The sequence below is a fragment of the Agrobacterium sp. BT-220-3 genome, assembly GCF_025910175.1.
Classification (GTDB): domain Bacteria; phylum Pseudomonadota; class Alphaproteobacteria; order Rhizobiales; family Rhizobiaceae; genus Agrobacterium; species Agrobacterium oryzihabitans.
The window spans coordinates 37,075-47,445 of record NZ_JAPAIX010000016.1 but is presented as its reverse complement, the minus strand read 5'-3'; the positions used below and the strand labels follow the sequence as shown (position 1 = coordinate 47,445).

General features: G+C 55.2%; 10 protein-coding genes and 2 pseudogenes. 8 read left to right on the top strand and 4 right to left on the bottom strand.

All coding sequences use genetic code 11. The features are described 5' to 3' along the window. The first annotated feature begins 219 nt into the window (after positions 1–219). The 4 genes and pseudogenes from OK142_RS23535 to OK142_RS23520 form a co-directional block, all read left to right on the top strand. On the top strand, positions 220–837 hold the full coding sequence (locus OK142_RS23535; protein ID WP_498685597.1) for a helix-turn-helix domain-containing protein: 618 nt from the start codon (positions 220–222) through the stop codon (positions 835–837). Between the two features lie 208 nt (positions 838–1,045). Beyond that, entirely contained in the window at positions 1,046–2,302 is a 1,257-nt protein-coding gene (locus OK142_RS23530) for an MFS transporter (RefSeq protein WP_498685596.1), read from the top strand. 158 nt (positions 2,303–2,460) lie between these two features. After that, the gene (locus OK142_RS23525; RefSeq protein ID WP_498685594.1) at positions 2,461–2,808 is read left to right on the top strand and encodes a DUF3088 domain-containing protein; all 348 of its coding nucleotides are present in this window, start codon (positions 2,461–2,463) and stop codon (positions 2,806–2,808) included. A gap of 54 nt (positions 2,809–2,862) precedes the next feature. Then, positions 2,863–3,420: pseudogene (locus tag OK142_RS23520) on the top strand (OB-fold nucleic acid binding domain-containing protein); the annotation flags it as partial. A gap of 178 nt (positions 3,421–3,598) precedes the next feature. Here OK142_RS23520 and OK142_RS23515 read toward each other — a convergent pair. Beyond that, positions 3,599–4,423: an NHL repeat-containing protein gene (locus OK142_RS23515; RefSeq protein WP_498685592.1), complete on the bottom strand. Its 825-nt coding sequence runs from the start codon at positions 4,421–4,423 to the stop codon at positions 3,599–3,601. A 213-nt stretch (positions 4,424–4,636) separates the two neighbouring features. Between OK142_RS23515 and OK142_RS23510 the strand changes: the two genes are divergently transcribed. After that, positions 4,637–5,536 (top strand): LysR family transcriptional regulator, encoded by a 900-nt coding sequence (locus OK142_RS23510; protein ID WP_498685590.1) that lies wholly within the window; start codon positions 4,637–4,639, stop codon positions 5,534–5,536. A 130-nt stretch (positions 5,537–5,666) separates the two neighbouring features. On the opposite strand, the pseudogene OK142_RS23505 reads toward OK142_RS23510, so the two are convergent. Beyond that, positions 5,667–5,927 (bottom strand): annotated as a pseudogene (locus OK142_RS23505) (poly-gamma-glutamate hydrolase family protein); the annotation flags it as partial. 415 nt (positions 5,928–6,342) lie between these two features. On the opposite strand from OK142_RS23505, the gene OK142_RS23500 reads away from it, so the two are divergent. Genes OK142_RS23500 through glnQ form a run of 3 tightly spaced genes read left to right on the top strand, consistent with a single transcriptional unit; the run spans position 6,343 to position 8,455 of the window. After that, positions 6,343–7,029 (top strand): transporter substrate-binding domain-containing protein, encoded by a 687-nt coding sequence (locus OK142_RS23500; RefSeq protein WP_498685589.1) that lies wholly within the window; start codon positions 6,343–6,345, stop codon positions 7,027–7,029. A 44-nt stretch (positions 7,030–7,073) separates the two neighbouring features. Beyond that, positions 7,074–7,730: an ABC transporter permease subunit gene (locus OK142_RS23495; protein ID WP_498685587.1), complete on the top strand. Its 657-nt coding sequence runs from the start codon at positions 7,074–7,076 to the stop codon at positions 7,728–7,730. Beyond that, positions 7,727–8,455 (top strand): glutamine ABC transporter ATP-binding protein GlnQ, encoded by a 729-nt coding sequence (gene glnQ / locus OK142_RS23490; protein WP_498685585.1) that lies wholly within the window; start codon positions 7,727–7,729, stop codon positions 8,453–8,455. Before OK142_RS23495 ends, glnQ begins: the two co-directional genes overlap by 4 nt. Before the next feature lie 467 nt (positions 8,456–8,922). On the opposite strand, the gene OK142_RS23485 is transcribed toward glnQ, so the two are convergent. Together OK142_RS23485 and proC are read right to left on the bottom strand one after the other, a co-directional pair. Continuing rightward, positions 8,923–9,192 carry a GNAT family N-acetyltransferase gene (locus OK142_RS23485; protein WP_498685582.1) on the bottom strand — a complete coding sequence of 90 codons (270 nt, stop codon included), beginning with the start codon at positions 9,190–9,192 and terminating at the stop codon, positions 8,923–8,925. 349 nt (positions 9,193–9,541) lie between these two features. Further along, positions 9,542–10,363 (bottom strand): pyrroline-5-carboxylate reductase, encoded by an 822-nt coding sequence (gene proC, locus OK142_RS23480; RefSeq protein ID WP_498685580.1) that lies wholly within the window; start codon positions 10,361–10,363, stop codon positions 9,542–9,544. Between the last annotated feature and the right edge of the window lie 8 nt (positions 10,364–10,371).

Below are 10,371 nucleotides of genomic sequence, written 5' to 3'. Positions count from 1 at the left end.
CGGGCTGTGGTTCCGGCGCGGTCGTCTCGTCATGGTATCTCCTGTTCACGGCATCTAAGCCGAAGTCAGGCAGAAATTCCACTTATCCCCGCTGTTCAAATTTCCCGAGCCAGCTCTGTTCGATGAATGAAGAACACCGTTGCCGACACGATTGGAGACGTCATGCTGCCTTTTGCATCACAGGAGATAGTGGATACCAAATCGAGAAGGATATGACTGATGCAGATTGATGGCCCCACCTTGCGCCACATTCGAAAAATGCGAAATATGAAGCAGTCACATCTCGCGGAGCTTGCCGGCGTTGACCAAGCGACTATTTCGCGGTGGGAGCGCAGAAAGAGCCTGCTTCCAGAGGACACAAAAACACGGCTTCACACCATTTTCTATCGCTTTGTGACGCTCCCAGAGGATGACGCTATCAAACGTCTCGTCACTACATCAAGCCTTAAAGTACATCTTATCTGCGACCAAACCCATTGTCTGCTGAGCGCTTCGGGGCGCCGGCTCGACGAATGGAAAACGTCGTTGCCCGACGTGATTGGAAAGTCGATGCTGCCTTATGCATCGCAAGAGATATTGGATGCCGAGCTGGCTCTTAAAAAGAGTGGCTGGACGGATCAATTGGGCGCGAGGACGATCATCTCGACCGGACCTAACAATCATCCGATAATTCATATTCCGCAAAGCAGAGCTATCTGGGAACGTATCTTGCTATCGAATGGTATGATCGGCCGTCTGGTGACGACACTTGAAGATAGCGAGGATGCTCAATTCGAGCTTTCAACCGGTAAAACAATACCGCGATCCCGAATTGATTTCCGTGGCAGCAACTCGTGACACCAAGTTCAGCCTCTCGCTCGCTTCCATCATTCATGTCATAGTAAAATTGTGATTATAATTATTGTAGTTTTCGAATATTCAACAAATATTCGCGCTTTTTCGCATTCTATTTCGTAAATACTGATATTAAAGCTTGTAAATATGAATTTTGTCCACGGTTGTGCATATTTTATGCATGGTATTTAGTTGAAAATTTCTGCCGAAAATGATGATTTGTTTTAGATATCTCGATTATTCAAATAATTACGTTTTGAAACGTGGAAAAATGCAAAGTAAACTCTACATCACGATCTGGATTGTCGGCGTCGTAGCGGCTGCTCAGCTTGGTAAGGCGGCGGCGCTTTTACCCGCCCTCCGTGAACGGCTGCATTTAACCCTCACTGGGGCGGCTTGGCTGGCATCAGCGCTCGAACTGACGACGGCCGTATTGGCTTTTTCGGCCTGGCGCCTCGTTGCATATCTCGGCGGAAAGGCCGCCCTTCTAATTGCTCTAACGCTACTCGCCGTCGCAACTCTGTTGGAAGGGATCGTCGTCACGGCTTCATATTTCGCGGCACTCAGGTTCGCGGAAAGTGTCGCCTATATGCTGATCGCCATCGCAGCGCCCAGCATTCTTACTCTCATGCCGGACGAACGGGACCGTCGTGCTGCGCTTATTCTTTGGAGCACCTTCGTCCCGGTAGGCTTTGCACTAGGTGCGTTTCTATCGGGATATCTGGCTGAGCACTGGTCGGTCTCTGCCGCCCTAATTGTCTGGGCACCTCTAAGTCTGTTGCTGCTATTGCCTTGCCTTCAACTGCCGCAGTCAGCACAGATCCACTATCCGCGTACTGAATTCAGACTTGGGGCGGTTTGGGGATTGGCGGCGAGTTTTGGCTGTTACGCGATGATCGTCGTTGGGATTATCGTGCTACTCCCGACCTATCTGATGACGCAGTATGCAAGCAGTTACAGCGATGCGGGCGCAATTACCGGAATCGCGTCGCTTGCAAGCGTCCTCGGCAGTCTTTGCGCGCATGTCGGAACGCGCTCTGTACTAGGGCAGGACTATCGTCGGCGTTGGCAGGTAATGATTGCGTTAAGCTTGTTCGGGGCCTCGCTCGCGTTGTTCTTCTTGTTTCCGCCGTTCGCGACAATCGCCGGCGCCGGGCAAGCCTCCGCGGCGATTGTCGCGGGGGCCTTCAGTGCAGTCCTCGGCGTGTGCCCGGCCCTCATTTTTGCACGCTTGCCTGAAACGGCTCTGGCAGGCCGCAAGGACGGAGAGGTTGCGATCTTGTCAGCGAATGCAGCCCTTGCGCAATGCGGAGCTCTTGGTTCGCTCGTCGGTCCGCCAATCTTCGGCCTCGCGGTATCGCATTTCGGATGGGAGGCAGTCGCTCCCCTTGCATTTTCTCTAGCAGCCATCGCGGTCGTCTTGGCGGCTTTAGCCGATCGCAACGCATCAGGGGCGGGGCAACGATGATCGTCGGCCTCTGTGCTATGTGCGCTCTCATCGCATTTGTGGTTGCGATGCGAGAAGCGATGCGGCACGCTGTCACGACAAAGCCTTAAGCCGTCGGCGCGTAGGGATCATGTACAGAAGGCAATGCGCTATGAACTATGAACTATGAACTATGAACTATGAACAAAGATAAGCTCTTCCTGCTTCGTCCTGGCTTCGAAGATCCGGCCTATCCAGGGCAAATTTTCTATTGCTGGCACTGTGCCTTGCTGGAAGGAATCCTCGCATCCTTTCCAGAACTCGCGCAACGTCTCGACGTAGAGCGAATTGCGTGGGCCCGACCCAGACTGCCGGTCGTTGAGTTGGTGGGGGAGAAAAACCAATCTTTGCCTTTGCTTGTTCTTGCTGAAGGGGAGACATCGGCCCATCAAACCGGTACTTACAACGGGCATGCTTTCATCCAACAGAAAGACAGAATTCTTGCCGCCTTGTCGGAGCGGCACGGTTTTCCTGCCTCTCATCCTTAGGCACCTGACTGCTTAAGACTTCAAAAAAGCTGTCCAGATCGATCAATCTAGGCTCACAACGTAGTCCTGGACTACAGTCATACCGGCTTGACGCTGCGCGAGCATCCAGTCGCCTTTTTGCGGAAGGATCTTGTCGAAAGACGCATCGTTACCTGCGAGGAGGCGATGACGGCCCGCGACGGTCGCTGGCTCATGACGACAGGGTTGGTACTAGGGCGCCAGAAACCGGGCTCGGCAAAGGGTGTGATGTTCCTCACTATCGAAGACGAGACTGGCCCGGCCAATGTCGTTGTCTGGCCCAAGCTATTCGAGCAGCGTCGACGCGTGGTGTTGGGATCGAGCATGATGGCGATCAATGGTCGTATCCAGCGGGAAGGGGAGGTCGTGCACCTTATCGCTCAACAACTCTTCGATTTGTCGGGTGACCTGTCGGCTCTCGCCGATCGCGATCAGGCTTTCGAGCTGCCGACCGGCCGAGGTGACGAATTTTCACACGGCGCGCCGGGAAGTCCGGATTCACGAGATCGAGCTCTAGCGGTGAAGCCGCGGAATGTTCTCATTCCGGATTTGCATATCGATACTCTCAAGGTGAAAAGCCGTAACTTTCACTAGCCATGTAATCTGGCACCGCTGCGAGTGCGCTCTTGTGTCGATCAAGCCTCTCTCCTGACAGGCCATTAGGCCCGCGGAAATGGCCACCTGCCCAGCTGGATTTCGGCTCCAGCCTGCTGTCAGTACTTGTCTGAACATCGCTTCATCCACGTCCGCCACTGCTAGCTGCTAGCTGAATTCAAGCGGAGAGACCGATCCGATAGACGGCCCCGTTGCCCCAATCGGCGGAGAAGAGTTCGCCGGACGCGGAAATCGTGAGACCCACGGGACTCGACAAACCGTCCGCGAAAAGCACAGTCCGACCGTCATCGAAGATCTCATGAATTCCGGTTCCTCCATAGTCGACCACAAACACACGCCCATCGGTCGTTTGGGCAATTCCCGGTCCCGGCGTCCTTAGCGCCTCGCCAGTCTCTATACGCTTCCCATTCCCGCGAAGGATTGTGACGCCGCCGCCGATGTTCGATACAATGAAGCCGCCATCGGGTCGATGCACGGCGCCGACGGGCGTCTGCAATCCTGAGACCGCGATTTCGCGCTTCCTGTCTTGCCCGAATGCCAGGATCTCATTGGTCTGCCGGTTCGCGACAAGGAGCCTCCCCGTCCGATCGAAGCTAAGGCCGGCCGGTGTCGCAAGACCGGAGAGGTATGTCTCCCTGCTTCCGTCCGCTGAAAATCGATACACTTCATCCCTGGAGTAGGATGCAACGTAGATTCGGCCATCCGCATCGATTGCCAACCCGGATGGACCCGACAGACCATTGGCGAAAGTGCTTCGATCGCCATTGGGTGTGATGCGCGAGACGCGCCCAACACTCCATTCCGCGACAAAGAGATTTCCGAAGGAATCGAAGGCCATTCCCACAGGTGAACTGAATCCATTCCAACGGCGTTCAACGCGCGCGCTGGCGGCTTGGGCGGAAGACGTTGGTGCGACGACCATGGCCAAAAAGCCGGAACTTGCGAGCATCAAGGTAGACAGCATGGTGCGGCGATCAATCATGTGAATGTCCTTCATTGAGAGCGTGAGGCTTGTGTCGATCGAAGACCGTTTTTCGGTCGGATCTCAGTCTTGAAACGACAGTCGGTGCCATGGCGATTCCTGACCGTATAACGTGCTTTACCTAGTGTTAGAGTAACCGTTTATCGAACATTGGCGGCACTCTTGCGATTACACAAATTCATAATTAGCATATTGATCATGAAGAGAATTCATTTGAAAAGTATCGACCTTAATCTGCTCGTTGTGTTTGATGCTCTGATCGCGGAGGGGCACGTCACCCGAGCAGCTGATCGGATCGGACTAACGCAGTCCGCGGTGAGCCATTCGCTCGGGCGTCTGCGGGGATTGTTTGGTGACCCTCTGTTCGTAAGGTCTCCGCGGGGTATGGTTCCTACTTCCGTCGCCAAGCAAGCGGCCCCCGCTGTCCGCTCGATCCTAGACCAGGTGGATGATGTGCTTTTCGGCTCACGCGGCTTCAATCCAGCGGACAGTTCCCGCCAGTTTGTTATGGGCCTCTCGGACTATGCTGCCCTTGTGCTCCTGCCCCGTTTGACGGCCCGTCTCGACCACGAGGCCCCTGACGTGTCGCTCGTAGTCCGCAACACTAGCCGCAGCGTAGGTCTAACCATGCTCGAAGACGGCGCAGTGGAGCTCATTGCCGGAAACTTTCCAGACCCGCCCTCTCATATGCGCGAGGAACTATTGTATGAAGAAGATTTCGTATGTGCCAGTCGAGCGGATCATCCCGAGGTCGATGCTTCAGTGGATCTTGACCGATACTTGCGCTTGCGGCACCTGCAAGTGTCGATGAAGGGCCATCCGCACGGTTATGTGGATTCCGTTTTGGCGGAGAAGGGCTTGAGAAGGAAGGTGGCGGTCACTGTAGGCCATTTTCTGATGGCGCCGTTGCTAGTGGACTCATCTGACCTTGTGGCGACAGAACCTCGCCGCCTGTTTGGACCCCTCGCGAATAGGCTACCTCTACAGCTCTTTCCTCCTCCGATTGCGATCCCGTCGTTTCGGGTCGTTCAAACCTGGCATGCCCGCTACGACGCCGATCCGGGACATCAATGGCTGCGACGGGTCATTCGAGAAGTCGGTCAGTGGGCCTAAAGAACCGGTCCAAAGCAAGTCTCAATCGCTATGCGCAGGAAACATTGCTATCGTTTTGAATGCTATGAGAGGGGCGGAGCAGGTTTTGAACAGGCTTTCGAAATAAAGCGACACCTGCTTTGCAGGGCGGTTAATGATCGGGGTGCGAGCGGAGCATCGCATACGCTAAAGGTCGCAAGTAAAAAATGCTGCTCCCCATCCCTACACCCACGGCGGTGGCAAAGTGCGACAGTTTCTCGGGAGCTTTGGCAAATTGATCCATCAGCGATGGAAGGATCTCCAACCGCACCGCGGCTCGACTTTTCCCACGATTGCAAATCTTGTTTGGCGCAGTTCCAGCAACCGATTTGCCCGGCCGCCTGATCTCGGCGGGAAAACCCGCCTTGACGAGTGCGGCGACAGTCCCGTCACGTCGCCGAAAATCGAGGGTGAAAAGCCGTAACTTTCACTAGCCATCTAGTCTGGCATCACTGCACAGCGTGCGCTTGCTTCGATCAGGTCTGTCTCCCGAGAGGCCATACCCATTCCCCACGACGACAAGCCAGTATCGTCAAGGATTTCAGCTTTTTTGCGCAGAGAGCGCATACCGCAGCGCCACCATCGAGCTGTATGCGTGCTGTCACTATTTTATACGATTTCGAATTGATTTATGTGATTCTGTGTGATTGTATCCATTTTGGTTGACCCTGAGTGTTCGACGGGCGGGACCCAGGCCAGCTTCAACTCAAAAAATGGGGAACAAGAGAATGAACAGACGCACACTTCTTGCAGCGGTCATTGCGACCGTAACTTTGGCTCATTCAGCTTTGGCGCAGGACAAGACTATCGTTGTCGGCACAAGTATTGATTCAAAACCGTTCGACTTTGTTCAGAACGAAAAATTCGTCGGTTTTGACCAGGATCTATTGGCTGAAATCGCAAAAGATGCCGGCTTCAAATACGAAGTAAACCCTATGGACTTTGGTGCCCTTATTCCGGCCCTGCAGACAGCCAATATCGACCTCGCGATTTCCAGCATCTTCATGACCGATGCTCGCAAGAAGGTCGTGGACTTCTCCGACGTCTATTTCACCAGTTCGCTCGGCGTTCTCGTGGCGACTGACAATACCACCATCAAGTCCGGCGAAGACCTTGCGGGTAAAAAAGTCGCTTCCGTGACAGGTGCCGCCGCAACGGCCTGGCTCAAGGAAAACGCTCCAACTGCCAACGTAACCCTGTTCCCGCAGGTGACCAACATGTTCATGGAGTTGCGGGCAGGCCGTGCCGATGCCGTCGTCTACGATTATCCGTTCCTAGCCTATTACGCGCAGACCGAAGGCGACAACAAGGTGAAAGTTCTCGAAAAACCGGTCGGTGACGGCATTCCGGTAGGCATCGCATTTCCGAAGGGAAGCGAGCTCGTCGCCAAGGTCAACGCAGCGCTGAAGACCATCAAATCTGATGGCCGTTACGATGCCATCCACACAAAGTGGTTTGGCAAGTCTGCGAAGTGAGAACTCACTAACATCGATGTAATCTACACTGAAGGGGAGCTGTCATGACCTTCGAATGGTCGGCAATCTACGACGCTCTTCCCGCATTGCTACGCGGCGCGGCTGTAACCGTTATGGTTGCCGCCGCGTCGCTTCTGGCGGGAATGATCCTGGGAACGGTGATTGGTGTCACGAGGACATATGCGCCAAAATATATCTCTTTCATCATGCAGGTGTATGTCGGCTTGATCCGCGGCACGCCGATGGTGGTGCAGATCATGTTCATCTATTTCGCGCTACCTTCATTGCTCGATATCAAGCTGACGGCGCTGACCGCCGGTATGATCGCGCTGACGGTCAACTCGTCCGCATATCTCTCGGAAATTGTGCGTGGGGGTTTCCTGGCCGTCCCCCATGGCCTTCGCGAGGCCGGCCTGGCGATGGGACTGCCTCTGCACAAGGTGTTGCTCCACATCATCGGACCTGTGGCATTTCGCCGGATGGTGCCGGCCCTCGGCAACCAGTTCATCATCGGCCTGAAGGATACGTCGCTGCTGATCGTAATTGGCGTCGCCGAGCTGACCCGAACGGGGCAGGAGATCATGACTGAGAACTACCGCGCCGTCGAAATCTGGACGGCGGTCGGCGCGATTTATCTTGTGATTATCAGCATCATGGCGATCGCGTTTCGTCTGATCGAGAAGCGAGCGCAACTGTCATGAGTATCGTCCAATTCAAAAAAGTCGTGAAAAGCTTCGGCAACCTCGAAGTGCTGAAGGGCGTTGATCTCTCAATCGATCCAGGCGAGATTGTCTTCCTCATCGGTCCTTCCGGGTCTGGAAAATCCACCCTTCTCCGCTGCATTAACGCCCTTGAAACGATCCAGGGCGGCGACCTGATCGTCGATGGGATCAGTGCCAAAGGAACCGCGGCAGAGATACGCCAAATCCGACTGGAAGCTGGAATGGTTTTCCAGCAGTTCAACTTGTTTCCGCATATGACGGCACTTGAGAACGTTATGTTCGGACCGAGGAAGGTTCGCGGTGCGAGTAAGGCCGAGTCCGAATCCATCGCCCGTGATTTGTTGGACAAGGTGGGACTCAGGGAAAGAGCTGACTATTATCCCAGCCAACTTTCCGGCGGGCAACAGCAGCGTGTGGCCATTGCGCGGTCTCTTGCCATCAAGCCGAAGCTAATGCTTTTTGATGAACCCACGTCTGCTTTGGACCCGGAACTCCGTCACGAAGTGCTTCAGGTCATGAGGCAACTTGCGATCGAGGGAATGACGATGGTCGTCGTCACGCATGAAATCGGATTTGCAAGGGACGTCGGCAGCCGATTGCTGTTCATTGACAAAGGCCACATCCTTCATGACGGTGACCCCAAGGAGTTGCTGTCAAACCCGCCAAGCGATCGCCTTTCGACCTTCCTTCAGCACATCCGATAGGATGATATGTCTTGCGGAAGCCAAGCTTCCGTTTCCATGGTGGCCCCTTTCACGCCGGGCCACCATCCAGTCAAATAAAATGCCCACCGCCAGGGACGTGCGCGGCGATGGACTCGCTGTCCGAATTGCGCGGGGTCGGGAGCGATTACATCGACGGGCCGCGGACAAGGTCCACTATGGCCCATTCCACAAAACCTTCGTGACCATAGCCCGCATTGTTGATGAGGGAATCGACGGGACCATTTCATTCCGGCACCCACCAAGTCCTTCTCAATCTTAACGACACGGGACGCCCGGTGAACGAGATCTTGGCTCAGCTTGCCGAAGACGTACTCCCCGCTCTTTAGAAGTAGACGCCCACAACGAAGGTCGCATCACTCAATCGCCAGGGTCAAAGTTTCACGACCGATTTATGAGATTCCCAATGATCGCAGTCGGACCAATGCAGCCCCATCCTGCCTGAGAGTTTACAATTGCATCTCGAAAAGAAGTTCATTGTCCTTCTCGCCAATATGTTGCCACCCCGCCGATCGATAAAACTGTTCGGCTCTGGTTCCCGGGTCGGTCGTAAGCCATGCCCGCTTGACGCCCGACGATCGGAGGCAAGCACAGGCTTCTGCGAGAAGACTCGATCCTATGCCTTTCTTTTCAAAGCTCGGTGTGACGAAGAGTGCCCAAATACTGCCATCGCGTGGGTCGGCTGCGGAAAACCCACAACCATTCCAACCTCCTCCCAAACAAAAATGCCTGGATTCCTAAGAAACCACGCATAATCGTCGTCCGAGACCTTCGACGGATCGCTGAGGGTATTCTCAACGACAGTCGACCGGACCACTTTGAGGGCCGCGATGTCAGCGGCAATCGCTTTTCGAAGCATTGCAATCCTCTGGGCCTTGTTTGTTTTCGAGAGAGTGCCTGCAGTCAAGACCAGGCGCAATGACTGCAACTGGCGCAAATCGAATCCTGGACGGAATGATCTACGTCCGCTTTGGACCGACAGCACCTATTCAAATGCTGTCGGTCCTCGACTGTACCAACCCGACACGTGGTCGCTTGCGACCGCGTTGTGACTGGAGAGCGTTGTGGCTACCTGGAGGCTGATTCCCGCAGATCGATCGAACGCGCTTTTGCTGCTCCGACGGCTTCCGTGAGCAGGGCGGTCAATCCGCTTCGTTCGCGCATAAGAATATTGAGAGCTGCCTCGGTGGTGCCTTTGGGGCTAGTAACTTGGCGACGGAGCTCGGACGGAGAGTTGGCGCTCTCGATCATCAGCTTTGCCGCACCGAACACGGTCTGCTTGGCGAGCAGGGACGAAGTCTCGTCATCAAGGCCTGCTGCCTGAGCCGCAGCTGTCAGCGCTTCGACGAAGTGGAAGATATAGGCCGGGCCGGACCCAGACACAGCAGTTACGGCATCCATCAATGTCTCGTCGCGGACGAAGATTGTCGTGCCGACGCAGGACATCAATTCCTGGGCCAACTCGCGTTGGGCTTCCGTCACGGCTTCTGCGCTACAGCAGACGATCATCCCCTCGCCGATAGCGGCGGGCGTATTCGGCATGGCTCGGATGACGCCGATGCTCATGGTCCCGAGAGCGGCTGTGATCGCCTGGATTGTCACGCCGGCGGCGACCGAGATCACCACCGCGCCATTGCTGGCAACGGCAGGGACTTTCGAGACGACAGTTGGAACGGCATCCGGCTTCGTGGCCACGATGACCGCATCGGCCGATGCGGGACCCGTCCAGTCGGCAAGACGCGCAAGGACGCATATGCCTTGCGCAGCGGCGCGTTCGCGAAGACGGTCGTCTGGCTCCACGATTGTAAAACGGTGGTGGGTTCCAGCTTTCCATCCGCCAAGCATGGCAAAGCCCATGTTCCCGGCTCCGACAAGTACGATGTGCGCCATGGGCTTTT